We start from the raw sequence: 18,468 nt of genomic DNA, 5'->3' as shown, positions 1-18,468 counted from the left end.
CTGGGGCGTCTAGGCCCATTTTTCGCGATCGGCGCGTCGAACTGCGCATAATCCAACACCTCTTTCAGATTGGTGTTGCGACGTTCGTGAGAAGCCGCCCCGGATTTATACCGTGCCTGCCTCCCGCCGATCAAAGCCCTAGCGCCGGAGGGCCGGCGAGAGTAGCGTCGAACACAGAGTTGGCTTCGACGGCAGCGGCCTGGAACCGGGACCGCAGGGGCCTGATTCCGAGGGAGGCCAAAATGGCTGGGTGGAACTCTGACACGGCGGCCGGTCCCATGGGGGCCGGGACGGTCACCCTGGTCGAGGGATCGTCCTTCTGTATCTCCTTACCGAACGGCGACATCCACCCGGAACATCCCCATGGCCTTTTTGTCCAGGACACCCGGATCCTTTCCAAGTGGAGCCTGACCATCAACGGACAACCGCTCGAGCCGCTGGCCGCGGAGACGAAGGAGCCGTACCGTGCACTGTTTGCAGGCCGTGTTCCACGCACCGACGGATATGCCGACAGCCCCCTGATTGTTGAACGGCTCCGTGAGGTTGGAGCTGGAATCCGAGAGCAGATTACTGTCCGCAATTTCTCTTTGGACCCTGTCGAATGCTCTGTCTCCCTTACCGTTGAGGCTGATTTCGCCGATCTCTTTGAAGTCAAGGAGGCGCGGATCCAGCGGCAATGGAACGAAAACCGTCAAGCGGAAGGCCATGTGCTGACCATCCGGGCTGCCTGGCAAGACGTCCGGAAAGGCGTTGTAGTCCGCGCCCCGGGAGCGGACGTGACTCCGAACGCCATTACGTACCGGGCCTCTATCGCAGCCCACGGCCAGTGGAGCGCCACCCTCATCGCGGTGCCCGGCATGGACGGAGCCACCTCTGATTCGTTCGTGCATGCTGAGGGTGACGGGCTGTCCCCTAGTGACCGGCGCCGCCAGGAGTGGGTGGCCAGGATCCCGGTGCTCCACATGGGGAGCCCGTCGATCGAACGCACTCTAAGGCGCAGCTACGATGACCTCGGCGCCCTTCGCATCGAGGATCCGAACCACCCGGACCGGGTCGTGGTGGCCGCCGGTGCGCCCTGGTTCATGACTCTGTTCGGACGGGATTCGCTGTGGGCCTCGGAAATGGCGTTACCGGTGGACCCATCGTTGGCTTTGGGCACGCTCCAGACTCTGGCGGACCGCCAAGGGACCGTGGTCGATCCAATGAGCGAGGAGGAACCGGGAAAAATCCTCCACGAGGTCAGGCTCGATGTCTCCAGCGGACTATCCCTGGGAGGTAAGTCCGTCTACTACGGGAGTGTTGACGCCACGCCGTTGTTTGTTGACGTCCTCGGGGCGGTCAGCCGCTGGGGATTCGCCAAGGACACCATCGCCGCACTACTGCCCCACGCGGACCGGGCGCTGGACTGGATCCGTGACTATGGAGACAAAGACGGCGACGGGTTCGTCGAGTATGAGCGCCTCAACGACCAGGGGCTGATCAACCAGGGATGGAAAGACTCCTGGGACGGCATCAACTTCGCCGACGGCCGACTGGCCGAACCACCCATCGCGCTCTGCGAGGTTCAGGCCTATGTTTTCGCGGCGTACCTGGCGCGGGCATGGATGGCATACGACGACGGCGACACGGTTCTGGGCGACAAACTCGCCGGCTGGGCTTCGGCGTTGAAGAAGCAGTTCAATGAACAGTTCTGGATGCCTGAGCGCGGCTACTATGCAGTGGCCCTGGACGGCAAAAAGCAGCAGGTTGATGCCTGCGCATCCAATATGGGCCACTGTCTATGGCTGGGCCTCATCGATGAGGACAAAGCATCCAAAGTGGCCGAACGCCTCATGTCACCGGAGATGTTCAGCGGGTGGGGCGTGCGCACCCTCGCCAGCGACATGGGTGCCTACAACCCCGCCAGCTACCACAACGGCTCAGTCTGGCCGCACGACAATGCAATCATCGCGGCCGGTCTGCTCCGCTATGGCTTCGTGGCGGAAGCACAACGGATCTCCACGGCACTGCTGGAGGCTGCAGAATACTCGGACGGCCGGCTGCCGGAACTGTTCTGCGGCTTCAGCCGTGACCAGTTTACTGAGCCAGTGCCCTACCCCACGGCCTGTTCACCGCAGGCCTGGGCAGCGACCACACCGATACTTCTGGTGACCAGCCTGATGCGGTATGACGCCCACGTCTCCCGCGGAGGCTTCTGGCTGGATCCGGTGCTTCCGGAATCGTACGGTGACCTCCACATCACCAACGCACCCATGGCCGGCGGCAGGATCACCATAGATATCACCGGGTCCGTCCCATCCGTCCAGGGCCTGCCCGAAGGAATGGCTTTCCACCGCGGGCACCGCCCATGGATAACAGAACTGGTCGAGCAAGCCAGTAAACGACTTCCGCAAGGCCGCCGCCGTCCTTGAGGCTCACGGGAGCCAACCACTACACGACGCATTCCCGCCGCGTCGCGATAAAATGGACCGATCATGATCGGTGCACCGCTCCGTCTTCTTGTGGCCTGGTTCGTCGGCCTGGCGACCCTCCTCTCGGCCTGTGTGCCTGCGATCAGACTCGATGAAGTCACCACCGATCAACCGATCCAGACGCCATTGTCCCGACCGGCCGCACGCGATGACGTCCGCCCTCCTCAAGGGACGCTATCCCCCACCCCGACATCCGTGCCCGCGCCGCCTCCGGTACCCCAAGCGTTCGCCCTCAACCTCTACCAGGAGGGGGACTTCGTGCCGCAGTACACCTTTGAATGGTGTGTGGCGGCAAGCATCCAGATCATGCACAACCTCATCGACAAGACGGGGACCGGGACGTGGGCGGACAGCGTTCAGCAAGGCGAACTCTGGGAGATGGCCCGGGCACGGTCGACCAATTCGTTCAACGGTGCCAACCCCCTAGGCTGGGCGCAAGTGCTCAACGAGGTCGGGATGGGCCCGTACGCCGTCGTCAGCATCGCTGACTACGGGGACGCGCTGCAGACGGCTGCGCGTGCCATCGTCGACACGGGCCGGCCGGTCGGGCTGGTCCTGTGGCGCGGTCGCCACGTATCGGTGATGAGCGGCTTCGAATCACTAGGCGATCCCGGCCAGTTCCCGGAGTTCGCGGTCACCGCCGTCCGCGTGCAGGATCCGCTCTACCCGTACGGCGGCGAACAGTGGGGTCCATCCCCTGCGCCTAACAGCCTGCTCACTCCCGAGGAGTTGGCGACGCAGTTCGTCGTCCGCGAGCCGCGACGCTGGAGCACTGATCTGCCGACCGGCTACCTGCTGGTGCTGCCGGTTGCCGCGGCCTGATCCGATCTGGCGGACTCTCCCGCCAACGGCCGGCTCGCCTACCGCAATGAAGTGCTGAGCTAGGCTGATTGCCAGGGCTCTCACGGGTCCGCGTTGGGGAGGGTAATGAGCAGCGTCGACAGTGGGGCTTCGGGCAGTGATCTGGCCGGGAACAGCGGCGGCACTGAAGCTGTGAGTTCCGTTGAACCGGGGCGTTCAAGAATCAGACGGGCCTTGCTCTGCGTCGCCGGGCTGATTTGTGCCGTGCTCGGGTTGGGCATTCGTGCGTTGAGCGATGCTGCGTGGACCGGGCCTGCCGGTGACGGCATGTACGCGGCTCTGGTCTACATTCTCGTGGCCATCCTGCTTCCGTCAAAGCCCAAGATGCTGATTGCAGCTGCAGCCGTTACGGTCTGCGTGATGATCGAACTGTTCCAGCTCACCGGTCTTCCTGCCGAACTGGGAGAGTCCTGGCCACCCCTTCGGCTGGTCCTCGGAACCACATTCGGCACCGCGGACTTGTTGGCCTACGCCGTCGGTGCTGCAGCCGCCTATGCGGTGGATCGGACGACCAGCGCGGTGGTGAACCGACTCCGCTTCTAGTAATTCACCGCAAACGGGCAGCCCAGGCGGACGCCGCATGGACCAGGCCCCGGGAGCGGTCCTAATCCGGTGAGGATGCCGTACTGTGCGCGGCGGCCACCACAGGGTCAGCAGTCGAGCGGGTGGGGGTCTCGTTGTCTGTAGCGGGCATCGCGATGACGGCGACGACGGTGAGTACGGCGACGGCCAGTACGGCTATGAAAACAGCCCCGGAGGCCACGACGACTGTGTGCGGGTCCGTATTGCCGCCCGGAGTGCCTGCGTAGATTGCGTTCGCAACCGCCCCGAAAACCGCGACACCGAGGGAACTACCGATCGACCGCGCGAAAAGATTGGTACCGGTGACAACTCCGCGCTCGTTCCAGTCGACGCTGGACTGGGCGGCGATAAGGCTCGGGGTGGCAACCAGTCCGAGCCCTAGCCCTACGATGAAGCAACTCGCCGCCGCCAGGAGAACGCTGGGTGCGGAGGCGGTGAGCGCAAGTACCGCTGTGCCGATGACGGTGATAGTAATGCCGATCATCGCGGTCTTCCGGAACCCCAACCGAAGATAGAACCGGCCCGATTGTGACGCACTGATCGGCCAGCCGATCGTCAATGCTGCCAGCGCGAGCCCGGCCAGGATCGGGGAGGTCGAGAGGGCTCCTTCGAGGAACGTGGGAACGTAAGAGGTGAGGCCAAGCATGACCGCTCCAACGCCAAAGGAGATCAGTGCCGTCGTCGCCAGCAGCCGCCGGGAGACGACCCATGGCGGCAGGACTGGCTCGGCGGCCCTGCGCTCGACGAGGATGAACACGGCGAACAAGAGCGCTCCGCCGGCGAACACCGCAACGCTGATGGCGGAGGTCCATCCCCACGCCTGGCCGCCTTCGAGGGCCCCAAGAATGATCAGCGTCAGCGAGCCAGTCAGCAGGCCCGCCCCCAGATAGTCGATTCGGTGCCTGGCGCGTTCGACCTTCTCGTGGAACGTCCGGCTCAGCATCCACCCTGCGATGAGGCACAGCGGGATGTTCACGAGGAAGATTCCACGCCACATGCCCATTGCTGAAAACACGCCCCCGAGCGTCGGGCCAACGACCGAGGACACTGCCCATACGCTCGCAAGGTAGCCTTGCACCTTCGCCCGCTCAGTCAGCGAATAGATATCGCCCGCGATCGTGATCGCCATCGGCTGGACTGCTCCCGCGCCCAGGCCCTGCAGCACACGGAACGCGATGAGGGCAGGCATGCTCCATGCCACTCCGCAAAGGATCGAACCGAATAGGAATAGCCCGATGCCGATCAGGATGATCGGTTTGCGGCCGACGACGTCGGAGAGCTTCGCGTAGACGGGGACGGACACGGCCTGCGCCAACAGGTAGGCAGAAAAGAGCCATGGAAAGGACGCAAAGCCGCCAATGTCATGTACGATCGACGGCACCGCGGTCGCGACGATCGTCGAATCGATCGCCACCAAGCCCGTAGAGAGCATCAGGGAAATTAGTATAGGACCGCGCTTCGAGCGGAAGCCGACTCCCTCTGCAGGCATTGTCGTCACGTGATCTCATTCCCGTCGTCATCGATTAGCGCTGCGCGGAGACCCACTCCGGCTAATGGCACAACTGCCTGATTCAACGAAATAGTCCCGATCCGACAGGCATTCCACAACACGCTCGACAGCCTGGCGTTGGAGGGCCGGCAGGGGCCGTTAGTGGAGAACGACGCGGACCATGCCCGGATGGCCTGGGAAAGTGAATTTTCACGCCAGTGTTGCGGCGCACGCCGTCAATGCCAACTCCGCCGCATGGTGGCTGGGTGTCAGGCGGCTCCTGCCCGGCACTTAAGCGGACCAGGCGAAGGGGGCAGAGAAGGAGTTCTTCCCGGCGTTATCCCAGGTCATCCCGAACACGTCGACGCGGGCGGTGCTTGATGTGCCGGCTGCCAGGGTGTCGGCCGGGAATCCGACCCCGCTGACTTTGACTCCTTGTCCTGTGGGATCAAGGGGAGACACGAAGTCCTCGACCACCATGTCGACCGCACTGCCAATCCGGACCTGGTGGACATGCCCGTCATCTGCGTAGGCCATTTCCAAGGAGGCCATGCCCGCCATTTCACCGATCAAGGGGGCGAGGCCCTCCATCGGACCACCGAGCTGTCCGCCGAAGACTGCACCGAGAGCTTCGGCCTGCTCAGCTGAGGCGGCTGCATCCACCAGCACTCCGACCTTCCAGCCCCCGTCACTCATGAGGGCCGGAGTGTCGGCTACGACGCAGACTGTCAGACCGCCGACGTCGACTCCGTTTACTTCGCCCGTTTCGACGTGGAAAGCCAACGCCACGTCACAGCGTTCGTTATCCGCCGGCGCGGTCAGCCCTGAAGTGGAACACGGGCAGACCATGTCGCAGTTGCAATTCTCAAAATACGTGCCCTCGACATGCCACGGCATTTAGGGCTCCTTTCGAAGAGGCTCCCCCAAAAAAGTCTCCTCGCCGTCCTGAGCGGTGTCAACGGAACGCGGCAGCAAACCCCTGAGCAGTTCCTCATCGGCCGAAACGGGCCTGTCTGTTCCAGTTCAGACTTTGTTTGCTTCGAGGACGAAGAAGATGAAGGACAGGAACGCTGTCCTCTCGCCGTTGAGGATGCGCGGCGGAAGGAGTTCGTGCGGTGTGTCTGGAGACGGCTCCGGTTCGCTCACGGTGGTGACGTGAAATCCCGTCGACGTGAAGGCGCTGATCATCGCGTGAAGTGGTCGGTGCCAGAAGGTCAGGACCGCAGGCTCGCCGTCGAACTCATAATCCTCCGAGTACTCCCGGATGGCGAAGTAGTCCTCCGTTGGTTGGTTGATCACGCTGACTGTGGGGTGGTTGACCGACAGGATCAGGCGACCACCCGGCTTCAGCACGCGCCGCAGTTCGGCAAGCGGTGCTGACCAGTCCTGCAGATAGTGCAGCACCAAGGAAGAGACAATGTCGTCGAAAGAGCCATCGGCGAAAGGGAGCGGCTTGCTGAGATCGGCCACGTACAGGTCTGCGGTCGCGCCCAATCGCTGTCTTGCCAATTCGAGCATCGCAGGACTGGAATCGAAGCCGGTCATGATCGCGCCTTTCGCGCTCAGTGCAGCGGACAGGGGCCCGGAGCCACACCCTGCGTCCAGGACCCGGTGACCGTCCACGTCACCGGCGAGGCCAATCATCGCCGGTCGCTCGTAGTAGGCGTTGAGGAGGCTGGCTTCGTTCTCGGCGGCGTAGTACTCGGCAAAATCGTCGTAGTGGTTGGCCTTCAATGGTTTTCCCCTTCAGGCAGAGTCTCACGAGCGGGACAATAGGGCTGATCCTAGCAAGCACGGGCCGTCCTCCCCCTCCGCTTACGGCGCAGGCCCCGGGCCGGCCAACGGCACCGGCCGCCGCCGACAAATAGCCCGCCACGGGGCGGGACGCCCTCAACGGCCTAACGCCGATCAAGGCTGAGACGGGGAAACAGCGCCTCGGAGTTGCTTCGGTCTATCGCCGCGCGAACTGCGTGATCCAGCGGGTAATTCTCATACTGCATGTTCAGGAAATCGATCGCTGCAGAGGGGGCGAAGGGGAAATCAGTGCCGTATGTGATGCGGCCCGGGTCAGCTACCTCAAGCAGGCTGGGCAACGCTGCCGGGCTGGCAGACAGGGCAACATCGTAGTAAAAGCGTCGCAGGACGGACTGCTTCTTATCTCCCAACGCCGCCAGCGCGCTGAGAGCCAGTTCCCTGTCGAGGAGCATGGTCAGGAGGATTCTGTAGGCAATGAAGGGCACGAAGCCGCCCGCATGGGCCAGGATAAACCTGATCCCGGAGAACTTCTCCATCGCACCGGACAGAACCAGGCTAATCGCCGTGCGGGTGGTGTCGAGCATGAAATCCGCGGCAAAGGCCGGTATGCCCGGCACGGCCGGAGCAGGAAGGTCACCAGGGTGGATGAAGACCACGGCCCGCCGGTGGTGCAGGAACTCCAGCAAAGGCTCAAAACCCGGATCGCCGAGGTAGCGGCCGTCATTATTGGCCAGCAACACGATCCCGTCCGCGTGGAGGGTGTCCAGGGTGTACCGGGCCTCCGCAAGGGCACCTTCCACGTCGGGCAGTGTGAGCGTCGCAAAGAACCCGAACCGATCCGGCCGGGCGGCCACCACCTCCGCACAGAACTCGTTGACCTCCCGCGCCCTCAACCGCGTTTCCATCGCATCCCCGAAATAGACGCCGGGCGTGGACAGGGAAAGGATGCCAGTCTGCACGTCGTGCCTGTCCATGAACTTCAACGCGGAGCGCTCGGACCACGACGGCAGACCAATCCCACCGGGGTGTATCCCCTTTTCACGTATCCACCGCGCATACGCCGGCGGAACGATGTGCTGGTGAGTATCGATACGATACGGAGGGCCCATCCGAATCCCCTGCCAACATGCTCATTTCACTGATCTGCGGGCTATCAGCGGATTCTAGCAATCTACTCGCAGAACGGGCTCTAGTGCAGACCACGGGACGCTGCCTAACCGCGGTGGACTCGCCGCCGCGCAATCGGTTTCGGACCCGGGAACTCTACGGTTCACACCGCCGTCGAGCGGGTGGTTAGGCTGGGGGGATGGCGACAGTTATTCTCGTGCGGCACGGCCGCACCACAGCCAATGCCACTGGACTGCTGGCCGGTCGGGCCGTAGGCGTCAGCCTGGACCAGGTCGGGCGCGAACAGGCGGCTCTGACCGGAGACCGGCTCGCGGCCGTGCGCGTAGTCGGGGTGGTGTCGAGCCCCCTTGAGCGATGTCAGCAGACCGCCCAGCTCATCCTCGATCGCCAGGCCGGCAATCCTTCCGCGCCGGCCGATCCCGATCTCACCGAGTGCGATTACGGCCGGTGGCAGGGCCGGATGCTCAGTGAGCTCGCTACCGAAGACCTGTGGGCTGCTGTGCAGTCGCGGCCTTCCACTGTCGTTTTCCCCGGCGGTGAATCCATGGCGGCGATGCAGGCTCGGTCGGTAGCGGCGATCCGGCGCCACGATGCAGCCTTTGAAGCCGAGTACGGGCCGGGAGCCGTGTGGGTGGCGGTAAGTCACGGCGACGTCATCAAGTCAATCCTGGCCGACGCGCTCGGCATGCACCTCGACCTGTTCCAGCGTATTAACGTGGGCCCTGCCTCCGTTTCGATCGTCCACTATGGTGCTGTTCGGCCGACCGTCTATGCGACGAACACCGACGCGGGGGATCTGTCGTGGCTGTCGAACGGCATCACCTCCGGCGATGCGCCAGTCGGCGGCGGCGCAGGGCAAAAGGCGCAGTAGGCCTCATGTGCCTAAAATACTGACATGCCCACACTTGTTCACGAGTTTGCCTGGCCTGACCGGGTCGTCATCGGCACCATCGGCTTTCCGGGCGCGCGCACGTTCTACCTGCAGGTACGTGCAGGTAAGCAGATTGTGAGCATCGCGCTGGAGAAGCAGCAGTCAGCCCAGCTCGCCGAGAAGATTGACGAAATCCTCGATCAGCTCATTGCCCTCGAAGGCAACCCCTTCAGCGTGCCCACGGGTACTCCCATCGAACTTGTCGACAATGACCAGCTCGAGCCGGTCACGGAGCAGTTTCGAACCGGGGCCATGACGTTAGGTTGGGACCCGACGACGGCGCAGGTAGTCATAGAGGCATACCCACTCACCGAAGTCGATGCTGATGACCTCGAATCGCCGGCTGAGAACGGCCCTGACGTGCCCGAAATGTTGCTGGTGCGGATGCCTGTTGGTACCGCTCGGGCATTCGCCAAGCGGACCCGGGAGGTGGTGGGCGCCGGGCGTCCGGCATGCCCGCTCTGCGGTTATCCCGTAGACGCCGACGGGCACGTCTGCACCTTGCCTGAGGCCTGATGCCGGCACCCGACCTGCTGACTGACGAGCTGATCCTCACCGGCCGCATCACGACGGCATCGAACGCCACCTTCCTGGGCAGCATCGGCGACACAGCGGTCGTTTACAAACCGATTGCCGGGGAGAAACCGCTGTGGGATTTTCCCGACGGCTTCCTTGCCCACCGGGAGGTGGCCGCATACCTGGTTTCCGAGGTCCTCGGGTGGAACATTGTGCCACGCACATGGCTGCGGGACGGTCCGTTAGGTAAAGGAATGGTGCAGCTGTGGAAGGAGCCAGACCCCGACCAGAACGCTGTGAACCTCGTTGCGGCGGGCGACGTACCGGAGACCGGGTGGAAGCAAGTCCTTGAGGGTCAGGATGAGTACGGACGGACGGTCGCCCTCGTCCACGAGGACTCTCCGGCGCTCCGGCGCATGGCGGTGTTCGACGCCGTCGTGAACAACGCCGACCGCAAGGGCAACCACGTCCTGGCCATGACAGACGGACACCGGCACGGCGTGGACCATGGGCTCACTTTTCACCGCGACTACAAGCTGCGGACAGTGCTGTGGGGGTGGCTAGGCGACAAACTGACCGCCGAGGAACGCAACGGCATCGATCGAGTCATCGAAGGACTGCACGGCGGGCTGAGCCGAAGCCTGGCGGACTTGCTCAGCGCCGAAGAAATCGCATCGCTCGCCACGCGCTGCGCCCGGTTGCGCTTGGCAGGGCGGTTTCCGGCTCCGAGCGGTGAGATGTCGGCGGTGCCCTGGCCGCTGTTCTAAGAGAACTACGGCTACGGGCTTCGCCGAACGCTCAGGCGTGCCCGTTCCGTTCCGGCGACCCGGGGCCTATTGCTGAGCCGTTTCGGTGAGGGGTGACCTACACCTGCTAAAGTGGTGTTGAAATTCCAACACTCCATGTTCGCATAGCTACTCATGCGCATGGCCGCGACTTCCCGGGAGCAATATGGACCTGTCACCGTCCTTCAAGGCCTACGACGTGAGGGGCGTCGTCGGCGTTTCCATCAGCGAGGAAAGCGCCGAAGCCGTGGGCGCCGCGTTTGTGGACGTACTGGGCCTGTCCGGCCAGACCATCGCTTGCGGGGGGGGACATGCGGCCCTCTTCACCCGGTTTTAGCGGCGCCTTTGCGGCGGGCGCTGCCCGGCGCGGTGCGGACGTGAAGTCCCTGGGCCTTATCTCCACCGATGAGCTTTACTACGCGTGCGGCGCACTGGACATAGCCGGGGCCATTTTCACCGCGAGCCATAACCCCGCGCAATACAACGGGATCAAGATGGCCAAGGCCGGCGCCGTGCCGGTTTCCGCCGAAACCGGGCTCACGGCCATACGGGACCTGGCCCAGCAGTACGTCGACCGCGGGATCCCCGCAGCCGCGGTCCAGGGCACCGTGTCCACGCTTGACGTGCTCGCGGGTTACGCAGAAAAGCTCCGCTCGCTCGTGCCCTTGAATGCCGTCCGGCCGCTGAAAGTGGTGGTGGACGCCGGCAACGGCATGGCGGGGCTGACCGTTCCCGCGGTCCTTGGGAACCAGTTCCACCCCGCATTGCCGCTGACTGTTGTGCCGCTGTACTTCGAGCTCGACGGGACGTTTCCCAACCATCCTGCCAACCCGCTTGAGCCTGAGAACCTCCGCGACCTGCAGGCCGCCGTCATCGCCCACGGCGCCGACATTGGCCTGGCCTTCGACGGCGACGCCGACCGCTGCTTCGTGATCGACGAGAACGGAAGGCCGGTGACGCCGTCGGCCGTTACGGCATTGATTGCCGTCCGGGAGATCCGCCGCGCCCAGGCCGCCGGGGAAGCCGAGCCGGTGATCATCCACAACCTGATCACGTCACGCGCGGTGCCGGAAATTGTTGCCGCGACCGGCGGACGGCCGGTCCGGACCCGGGTGGGACATTCCTTTATCAAGGCTCGGATGGCCGAGGAGGGCGCCGCGTTCGGCGGCGAACACTCGGCCCACTACTACTTCCGCGACTTCTACAACGCGGACACGGGCATGCTTGCCGCCATGCACGTCCTGGCCGCCCTAGGCGAGCAGGAGCGGCCCTTGTCCGAACTGGCCCGCGAGTTCGACCCGTACGCGGCCAGCGGCGAAATCAACTCATCCGTTGACGGCGTCGACGGCAAGCTGGCGGACGTGCGGGCCAGCTACGCGAACGGTGCCGTAATCGATGAACTCGACGGGCTCAGCGTCAGCAGCGAGGCCGGGGACTGGTGGTTCAACCTGAGGGCCTCCAACACGGAGGAACTACTGCGGCTCAACGTCGAAGCCGCCGACGCCGCAACCATGGCCCAGGTGCGCGACGCCGTCCTGCAGCAGATCCGGGCCTAGCCGCCCAGCACCAAGTTCACCTGTTCGTCCCCCGCCGGCAGCAGCGAGATCTGCATCGCGTCCGCCACCGGGGCCCGGGCCACATGCCGGGCCACCCGCAGCGGCGCGCTCACACGGCAACCACGACCTTGACGTTGGCGGCACCCAGTGCGTCCTCGATTTCCCGGGGCGGCGGCGCGTCCGTCACCAGCACGTCCACGGCGTCGAAGGCGGCGAGCCGCGCCAGCGCGTACCGCAGCATTTTCTGGTGTGTTGCCACCACCACCACCTGTTCAGCTGAGTCCATAAGGGCGATCTTGGTGGCGCGCTCCACGTCCCGCTCAATGTAGAACGCCTCGTCGTGGAGCCCGCTGACCCCGATAAACGCAGTTTTGGCCCGGAGGCCAGCGGCGGCGCTCACCGTCATGGGACCGTTGAACGCCTGGCTGTCCAGGAGCAGCTCACCGCCGAGGCAGATTGTCCGCGCCGCCGTCAGCTGCAGGCAGCGCTGGATGGCGGGGGCGGAGTGCGTGATGATGGTGCCCGCGAACGTCGGCGGCAGCTCCAGGGCAATTTGGTACGTGGTGGTCCCGGCGTCCAAGATGATGGCGTCCCGCGCGCCGATCATGGACACGCAGGCCCGGGCCACCCGCTGCTTGGCGTCAGCATCCTCCCGGACCCGGGCCGCGAAGTCCGCGTTCTGCCCGCTGGCATTGACGGCGCTGACACCGCCGTGGACCACCCGCACCAGTCCCTTTTGGGACAGCACGCGGGTGTCCCGGCGCACCGTCATGTCCGAGACCGCGAACGTTTCGGCGAGGTCCATCGTGGAGATGAAGCCCCGCTGCTCGAGCTGGTCCAGAATGGTGCGCTGGCGGGGCGTCAATGGCGCCTCTTTCGGTGAGCTGCTCATATCCCCTTCTCCTGCTTCCCTTAACCGGGCGAATTTGACCTGCCAGGGCGTTGCAATTCCAACACAAATCTACTCAGTGACTGAGCCCGGCACCGGCATTCGTCAGCTCTACGGGGCGTCCTTCGATGATGGAGCGCTCGGCCGCCAAGCCCATGCGCACGGACTGCAGGCCGTCGGCAACCGTAACTTCCACCGGCCCGTCACCCAGGATGGCTTTGCGGTAGCCAAGGTGTTCATAGTACGTGGAGCCGTGGTGGGCGCCGGCAGCGAGGACGGCCTCATCTACAGGAACCTCGTGCATTTCCGGCCCCAGCGGCGAGCGCGGGCTGAATTCCACCGTCGCCTCGGCCTCGTCGCCCTCGATCCAGTGGTTGGCCGCCACCGGGATGAGGGTCTCGATCTTGGCGGCGTCGCCCACAATGGAGATCCGCTCCTGGAACTTGGAGCCCTCCGCGAACATGGACAGCTCCAGCATGGCCCGGCGCCCGCCCTTGAAGTCCACAATCACGTAGGCGTTGTCGATCATGTCTGACACCCTGCCGTCATACACCTCGTCCATGTGGTTGACGTCGTGGCCGCCGCTGGCGTAGACGCGCACGGGTTCGTCCTGCAGGATCAGCCGCATCAGGTCGAAGAAGTGGCAGCACTTTTCCACCAGCGTGCCTCCGGTCCGCTCCGTGAAGCGATTCCAGGCGTCCACCTTGTGCAGGAACGGGAAGCGGTGCTCCACGATGGATAGCATGTACACGTTGCCGAGCCTGCCGCCGTGGGCCGCCTGGATGATTTCCTGCACCGGCGGCATGTAGCGGTACTCCATGGCAACCCACACCGGCGCGGTGTAGTCAGCTGCCAGCGCTTCAAGCTCGTCGGCCTGTTCCGCAGTGGTGCACACGGGCTTCTCCACCAGCACGGGCAGGTTGGTGCCACTCGCGAAGATGTCCTTGAGGATGGCCAGGTGCGTGTCGTTGGGGCTGGCGATCACCAATGCATCCACCAGTCCGGACGCGAGCAGGTCCTGGTGACGGGAGAAGGTCTGTACCTCGTAGCCGATTTCCGCAACGGTCTCCGCCAGCGATGACGGCTGGGGATCGGATACGGCGGTGATGTGGCTTCCCGGGATCAGGGCAAGGTTCCGGACGTGTTCGCGGGCCATGTGGCCGGCACCGATAAGGCCGTAACGAATGGTCCGGACCGATTCCGCAGAAGGCAATGACATGAGCTGCTCCGTTTCTCTACGTTGAGTGTGGGACCGCGGCGTTGCATCCCAAACAGAACTATACAGAAAGTGTTGTTATTCCAACATAGCGTGTGTATATTTCTTCAGTACAAGCCGACTACAACGAGGTGGAACGTGTCCCAACCGTCAACCGGAACCCTGCTCTTCATAGGCTCCGCCACCCTGGACTCCATAGCCCTGGTTCAGGATTATCCCGCTGCAGACAGCCGCACCGTCGCCGCAGACTTTACGACGGCGGGAGGCGGCCCGGCTGCCACCGCCGCCGTTGCTGCCGCGAGGGCAGGCGCGCGGGCCGCTTTCGCCGGAGTCATCGGCACCGACGAGGAAGGCGACCGCGTCATCAGCGGTCTGCAGGCTGAAGGCGTGGACACCTCAGCCGTGGTCCGCGATCCCGGCGTCAAAACCGGAGCCAGTGTCATCGTGGTCAGCAGGGTCACCGAAAGCCGCGCCATCGTCACCCGCCCGGTGCCGCCGGTCAGCTTCCCGGCCGAGGGGCGCTTCCGCGAACTCCTGGAAGCCGCGGCGTGGGTACACGTGGACCACCTGGGCTGGAACGCCGTCGCCAACCTGCCCGGGCTCAACCACGGCAACCTGAACCTCAGCGTGGACGCCGGCAACCCCATCCCGGCTTTCAGTCCGCGCGGCGTCGCATTGTATGTCCCCACCATCGAACGGCTCCGCGCCGACTACGGCGACCACCACAGTGTTGGGGCGCTGCTCCAGAAAGCCATCGACGACGGCGCCTCCGCCGTCGTCGCGACCGCCGGGTCCGAAGGGGCCTGGGTCAAAACCGGCCACACCGACGCCGTGCACGTGCCCGCGACGCCCGCCACCATCGTGTCCACCCTGGGCGCCGGCGACGTCTACCACGGCGCCCTGCTCGCCGCCGTGGCCGCAGGCCTCCCGCTCGTGGACGCGGCAGCTTTCGCCGGCCGCACCGCAGCTGCCTCCTGCGGGCGACTGGACGGCCGCTCCGGCATCCCGCACCAGAACATCACCCCCGCCCTTGCCTCCAATCACACCCCTAGCTGAAAGAAGCAGCCCATGACTTCCACCGATCTTTCACCCCTGCAGCGCCCGTCAGGCGCCTTCGCGATGCTCGCCGTCGACCAGCGCGAAGCGATGCGTAACATGATCGCCGAACACCAGGATGCCCCCGTCACGGACCAGGACCTCCAGGACTTCAAACTCCAGGCCGCCAGAATCCTTACCCCGTACGCCTCCGGCGTGCTGATCGACCGGCAGTTCGCGCTGGACCAGGCCATCGAGGACGGCGTGGTGGACCCCGGCTGCGGACTCATCGCCTCCGCCGACCACTTTGAATCCGCGCACGGCGAGCTGGTGGGCGAGGTCACCATCGACCGGCTGGTGGACCCGCACAAATACGCCGCGCTGGGCGTCAAGGCCCTCAAGTTACTGGTGCTGTACCGCCCGGACGAGCCCGCCGACGGCCGCGTGGCCATGGTGCGCGAATTCATCGAGATCTGCCGGTCCGCCGGGCTCATCAGCATCATCGAGCCCGTTTCCCGCAAACCGCTCTCCGGCGGTGACTTCGACTGGAACGCAGGCATCCTCGCCGCCGCGCAGGAACTGGGCAGCCTTGGGGCGGACCTATACAAGGCCGAAGTGCCATTCCACGGGCAGGCCCCCGAAGCTGACGTGCGCGCAGCCTGCGCCGACCTGACCCGGGCCATCGACGGCCCCTGGGTTGTCCTCTCCTCCGGCGTCCCCGAGGACGTGTTCCCCGATGCCGTCCGGTGGGCCTGCCTCGAAGGCGCCAGCGGCTTCCTCTCCGGACGCGCCGTCTGGGCGTCCTGCATCGGTGCCCCCGACGTCGTCGAATCCCTCTCGACGGACGCCGTCCGGCGGCTGCAGCGCCTCTGCGCCGTGGTGGACGACGTGGTCTCGTCGCAAAAGACCAGTGCATGAGCAGTCCCGACGCGCCACGCGCGTCCTGGTGACAGCCATTCCGTAGGCAACAAGCAAGGCACAGCAAAACACTCAACGAGGAGAATATTGTGAGTCAGATTTCACGCAGGCAGGCCATCGCGATTCTCGGAGCCCTGGGCTTCGGAGCAACTGCGGCAGCATGCGCCGGACCCGGCGGCACCACGGCGCCAGGCGGCGCCACCGGACCCGCCGCACCCGCCACCGGTGCCGTCACCGGCAAGGTGTCCTTCGCACATTGGCGCGGCGAGGACAAGGTGGTGTTCGACGAACTCATCAAGCGCTTCGCGGCCTTGCACGACGGCGTGGACGTGGTCCAGGACATCTCCACCTCCAACGACTACAACGCCCAGGGGCTGCAGAAGGTCCGCGGTGCAGCCATCGGCGACGCGTTTGCCACCTTCCGCGGCGCCCAGTTCAAGAACTTCACCGAGGCCGGGATCTATGCCGAACTCAAGGGCAGTAAGGCCGCCGCCAACTACCAGCCGGGCCTGCTGACCGCCGGGCAGTCCGGCGACAGCCAGCTGGGCCTGCCGTACCAGGTTGTCTTCCCCATGCCCATGGCCAACGCCGACCTGTTCGATAAGGCCGGCGCGGAGATCGCCCCCAAGGACTGGGACGGCTTCCTGGCCATGTGCGAGAAACTCGCAGCCTCCGGGGTCATTCCCATCTCCTGGCCGGGCGGCGACGTCGGAAACGGCGGCCAGCTGTTCAACTGCATGATCGCCAACAACGCCCCCGTGGACGACATGTGCGCCCAGATCGAGCAGGGCAAGCTCAAGTGCACCGACGACTGGTTCCTCAAGATGCTCGGCCAATACAAGGAACTGGTCCCCTACCTGCAGCCGAACGCCACCGGCACCGCCGTGGAGCCCGCGCAGAACCTGTTCTCCCAGGGGAAGGCTGCCATGCTGGCCACCGGCTCGTACCACATCGCTGCCGTCCGCGGCCTGGGCGCGACGTTCCCTATCGAGCTGGTGTTCCCCAACACCTCAGACGGTGGCGGCAAGTTCGAAGGCGCCTACAACGCCACGTTCATCCTGGGCGTCAACTCAGCGAGCAAGAACCAGGCCGCCTCCGCGGCGTGGATCGACTTCCTCTCCGAGCCCGAGAACGCCGGCTACTACGCCAACAAGACCGCCCAGCACGTGGCCGTGAGCAACGTGGAGTACACCAACCCGGACCTAAAGCGACTCAGCCCCTGGCTGGACAAAAAGACGGCGCTGGCCGCCCGCTTCCAGTTCCAGAACCTAGATGTCCGCAACGCGGTGGAGGCCAGCGCCACGGCTGTCATCTCGGGCACCAGCCCCGAGCAGGCCGCCGAAGCCGCCCAGAAGATTGTTGACGAACGGCTATGAGCACCCATACCAAAATGGCTGCCGAACGGAAGGGCGCGGACGGCAGGACTGAAACCGACGCCGCGAAGGGGCGCCGCCGCTCCCCCACGCGGGTGAATCCAGCACTGTACCTCTTCCCGCTTCCGGCCGTCGCCATTATTGCGTTCTTCCTGGTGATGCCCACCCTGCAGGCGTTCCAGTACGCCATCACGGATTGGAACGGTTTCTCGGCGGCGTTCAACTACGTGGGGCTGGACAACTTCGTCCGAGCCTTCACCAAGGACTCGCTTTTCACCAACGCGCTGACCAACAACTTGAAGTTTGTGCTGATGGTGGTGATCGCGCAGACCGCGTTTTCGCTGGTGCTGGCCCTGCTCCTGACGAAGAACTCGCGCGGCAGCATCCTGCTCCGGGCGCTGTTCTTCTTCCCCACCATCCTGTCCTCCGTCTCCGTGGCCTTCATCTGGAAGTTCATCTACGACCCCAACTTCGGCCTCGCCAACGCGGTCCTGGGCGGCGTGGGCCTCGAAGCCCTGCAGGGTTCCTACCTCGGCAACAATGCCCAGGCCCTGTACTGGGTGGCCGTGACGCAGGTCTGGTTCCACGCAGGGCAGATGATGGTGGTTTACATCGCCGGCCTCCAGGCCATCCCCCGGGAACTCTACGAGGCCGCGGAAATGGACGGCGCCGGCAAATGGCAGCAGTTCAAGTCCATCACCTGGCCGTTTGTGGCCCCTGCAACGTCCATCGTGGTGGCCTACACCACCGTCCAGTCGTTCAAAGCCTTCGACCTGATCCTGGGCATCGCGGGGAACCCGCCCAAGCAGTCCCTGGATATCCTCTCCACCCGCATCTACAGCACCTTTGCCAACTCGGAGTTCGGCTACGCCGCCGCCCAGTCGATCATCTTCATGGCGATGATCGCCCTGGTCACCTGGCTCCAGCGCCGTTTGCTCCGGCTGACCCCGAAGGGGGAATGAC

At 64.7% G+C, this 18,468-nt stretch carries 16 protein-coding genes and 1 pseudogene; 11 read left to right on the top strand and 6 right to left on the bottom strand.

What is annotated here, in order from left to right:
- Positions 1-242: 242 nt before the first annotated feature.
- From ARTH_RS09930 to ARTH_RS23130, 3 genes are all read left to right on the top strand, one after another.
- Complete coding sequence (locus tag ARTH_RS09930) at positions 243-2,411, top strand: amylo-alpha-1,6-glucosidase (RefSeq protein WP_011691810.1); 2,169 nt, start codon at positions 243-245, stop codon at positions 2,409-2,411.
- Positions 2,412-2,474: 63 nt separating this feature from the next.
- Positions 2,475-3,293, top strand: coding sequence for a hypothetical protein (locus tag ARTH_RS09925; RefSeq protein ID WP_011691809.1), 819 nt, complete (start codon positions 2,475-2,477; stop codon positions 3,291-3,293).
- Between the two features lie 267 nt (positions 3,294-3,560).
- A complete protein-coding gene (locus ARTH_RS23130; protein ID WP_198011552.1) occupies positions 3,561-3,875 on the top strand; it encodes a ribosomal maturation YjgA family protein in 315 nt (104 codons plus the stop codon).
- 61 nt (positions 3,876-3,936) lie between these two features.
- On the opposite strand, the gene ARTH_RS09915 is transcribed toward ARTH_RS23130, so the two are convergent.
- From ARTH_RS09915 to ARTH_RS09900, 4 genes are all read right to left on the bottom strand, one after another.
- Positions 3,937-5,403: an MFS transporter gene (locus ARTH_RS09915; protein ID WP_011691807.1), complete on the bottom strand. Its 1,467-nt coding sequence runs from the start codon at positions 5,401-5,403 to the stop codon at positions 3,937-3,939.
- 291 nt (positions 5,404-5,694) lie between these two features.
- Entirely contained in the window at positions 5,695-6,300 is a 606-nt protein-coding gene (locus ARTH_RS09910) for a DUF1326 domain-containing protein (protein ID WP_011691806.1), read from the bottom strand.
- Positions 6,301-6,426: 126 nt separating this feature from the next.
- On the bottom strand, positions 6,427-7,137 hold the full coding sequence (locus tag ARTH_RS09905) for a class I SAM-dependent methyltransferase (RefSeq protein WP_011691805.1): 711 nt from the start codon (positions 7,135-7,137) through the stop codon (positions 6,427-6,429).
- Between the two features lie 164 nt (positions 7,138-7,301).
- Positions 7,302-8,267: an amidohydrolase family protein gene (locus ARTH_RS09900; RefSeq protein ID WP_011691804.1), complete on the bottom strand. Its 966-nt coding sequence runs from the start codon at positions 8,265-8,267 to the stop codon at positions 7,302-7,304.
- Positions 8,268-8,464: 197 nt separating this feature from the next.
- On the opposite strand from ARTH_RS09900, the gene ARTH_RS09895 reads away from it, so the two are divergent.
- From ARTH_RS09895 to ARTH_RS09880, 4 genes and pseudogenes are all read left to right on the top strand, one after another.
- Complete coding sequence (locus ARTH_RS09895; protein ID WP_011691803.1) at positions 8,465-9,157, top strand: histidine phosphatase family protein; 693 nt, start codon at positions 8,465-8,467, stop codon at positions 9,155-9,157.
- Between the two features lie 24 nt (positions 9,158-9,181).
- The gene (locus ARTH_RS09890; protein WP_011691802.1) at positions 9,182-9,733 is read left to right on the top strand and encodes a DUF3090 domain-containing protein; all 552 of its coding nucleotides are present in this window, start codon (positions 9,182-9,184) and stop codon (positions 9,731-9,733) included.
- Entirely contained in the window at positions 9,733-10,500 is a 768-nt protein-coding gene (locus tag ARTH_RS09885) for an SCO1664 family protein (RefSeq protein WP_011691801.1), read from the top strand. The genes ARTH_RS09890 and ARTH_RS09885 overlap by 1 nt, the downstream gene beginning before the upstream one ends.
- A gap of 184 nt (positions 10,501-10,684) precedes the next feature.
- Positions 10,685-12,074: pseudogene (locus tag ARTH_RS09880) on the top strand (phosphomannomutase/phosphoglucomutase).
- Positions 12,075-12,183: 109 nt separating this feature from the next.
- On the opposite strand, the gene ARTH_RS09875 reads toward ARTH_RS09880, so the two are convergent.
- Together ARTH_RS09875 and ARTH_RS09870 are read right to left on the bottom strand one after the other, a co-directional pair.
- The gene (locus ARTH_RS09875; RefSeq protein ID WP_011691799.1) at positions 12,184-12,966 is read right to left on the bottom strand and encodes a DeoR/GlpR family DNA-binding transcription regulator; all 783 of its coding nucleotides are present in this window, start codon (positions 12,964-12,966) and stop codon (positions 12,184-12,186) included.
- Between the two features lie 73 nt (positions 12,967-13,039).
- Positions 13,040-14,182, bottom strand: coding sequence for a Gfo/Idh/MocA family protein (locus ARTH_RS09870; protein WP_011691798.1), 1,143 nt, complete (start codon positions 14,180-14,182; stop codon positions 13,040-13,042).
- A gap of 135 nt (positions 14,183-14,317) precedes the next feature.
- Here ARTH_RS09870 and ARTH_RS09865 point away from each other — a divergent pair, with 135 nt between their 5' ends.
- From ARTH_RS09865 to ARTH_RS09850, 4 genes are all read left to right on the top strand, one after another.
- Positions 14,318-15,235, top strand: a complete 918-nt coding sequence (locus ARTH_RS09865; RefSeq protein ID WP_011691797.1) for a carbohydrate kinase family protein — start codon at positions 14,318-14,320, stop codon at positions 15,233-15,235.
- Positions 15,236-15,247: 12 nt separating this feature from the next.
- Positions 15,248-16,132, top strand: a complete 885-nt coding sequence (locus ARTH_RS09860; RefSeq protein ID WP_011691796.1) for an aldolase — start codon at positions 15,248-15,250, stop codon at positions 16,130-16,132.
- An 89-nt stretch (positions 16,133-16,221) separates the two neighbouring features.
- Positions 16,222-17,508 carry an ABC transporter substrate-binding protein gene (locus tag ARTH_RS09855; protein WP_011691795.1) on the top strand — a complete coding sequence of 429 codons (1,287 nt, stop codon included), beginning with the start codon at positions 16,222-16,224 and terminating at the stop codon, positions 17,506-17,508.
- Positions 17,505-18,467 carry a carbohydrate ABC transporter permease gene (locus ARTH_RS09850; protein WP_011691794.1) on the top strand — a complete coding sequence of 321 codons (963 nt, stop codon included), beginning with the start codon at positions 17,505-17,507 and terminating at the stop codon, positions 18,465-18,467. Before ARTH_RS09855 ends, ARTH_RS09850 begins: the two co-directional genes overlap by 4 nt.
- Position 18,468: the final 1 nt, after the last annotated feature.

The sequence above is a fragment of the Arthrobacter sp. FB24 genome (assembly GCF_000196235.1).
In the GTDB taxonomy this organism is placed as follows: domain Bacteria; phylum Actinomycetota; class Actinomycetes; order Actinomycetales; family Micrococcaceae; genus Arthrobacter.
This window is presented reverse-complemented; position numbering and strand designations above follow the sequence as displayed.